Here is a 1,034-nt window from a genome sequence, read left to right on the forward strand (position 1 = left end):
CATCCCGGTCAGGTCGTGTGGGCCGACGGCTCTGCGGCCTAACAATTCATTCAAGCCGACGCCGCTTCGCGGCGCGGCTTAATTCAGGTGTTAGCCGTTAGGAGAGAGGACATGGGCTATTGGAGTCTTGTTGACCCCATCTGGGAGAAAGTCTCGATCTATGACGGCCCAGACGTCTTTCTTGACCAATACAGCGCTTCTCCAGAGGCGTCTCGGATCTTGTTTGCGGCTCACTGGTGCCAGTCCGAGATCAACAATGGTGGCTTTGAGCAGTTCTTCTCCAACAGCACGGGCGTGCTCGCGCCCGAGGGTGTGCAAGCATTCCGCGCCATCGGAATGCCGCAGACTGCTGCTCTAATAGAAGCGGCAATGTCTGCGTTTGGTCCCAGCTATCCGCGGGACAGAGGCGAGCGCGAGGATGCGCTTGAGGCGATCTGGGAGTCCGCGGGCGACGACGAGGTCGGCCCATTCGGAAATCTGGACGAAACATTCTTCAAGCTGGTCGAGACAGAGAATGGCGGCTTTGACACAGCAGCGGATGGCTTTGCTGCCTCAAACGGCTAACAATTCATTCAAGCCGAAGCCGCTTCGCGGCTCGGCTTAATTCAGGTGTTAGGCCTGGGAAAAAGCTTTCCAGTGTTGTCGGCTTCGGCAATTGCATCACGCTCTGCGCTTCTTGCGTTTTGCTGGGTTGACGTTGATCAGTGGTTCGCGCGTTCCACTTCTCGCTTCGGACGCGTCGCTTCGGACAGCGCGGGTTCGCCGCCGCCAAGCGCGTGAGTTGAGCTTCGTGTTCGCGCTCAGGTGTTGTCGCGTCGTGTGGTGCTTGCCGTTGCGCGTTCGCGGGCCGGTGCTCTCGCTTCGGTCGGGCGGCGCTCTGGCTTCGGCTCTTCCAGCCTTGGCCTGCGCGTGACTCGGCTTTCGCTCAGCGGCTCCCGTGTCGTGCGTGGCGTTGCTGCTTGCGGTTCCGGCGCTTCGGCCGTAACGTCGGCCCTAACAATTCGTTCAAGCCGACGCCGCTTCGCGGCGCGGCT

Annotated in this window: 1 protein-coding gene; it reads left to right on the forward strand. The window is 60.6% G+C overall.

Annotated elements, in window-relative coordinates:
- Positions 1 to 111 precede the first annotated feature (111 nt).
- Positions 112 to 564 carry a DMP19 family protein gene (locus tag G582_RS0113335; RefSeq protein WP_028840233.1) on the forward strand — a complete coding sequence of 151 codons (453 nt, stop codon included), beginning with the start codon at positions 112 to 114 and terminating at the stop codon, positions 562 to 564.
- Positions 565 to 1,034 lie beyond the last annotated feature (470 nt).

This window comes from Thermomonas fusca DSM 15424, from assembly GCF_000423885.1.
Classification (GTDB): domain Bacteria; phylum Pseudomonadota; class Gammaproteobacteria; order Xanthomonadales; family Xanthomonadaceae; genus Thermomonas; species Thermomonas fusca.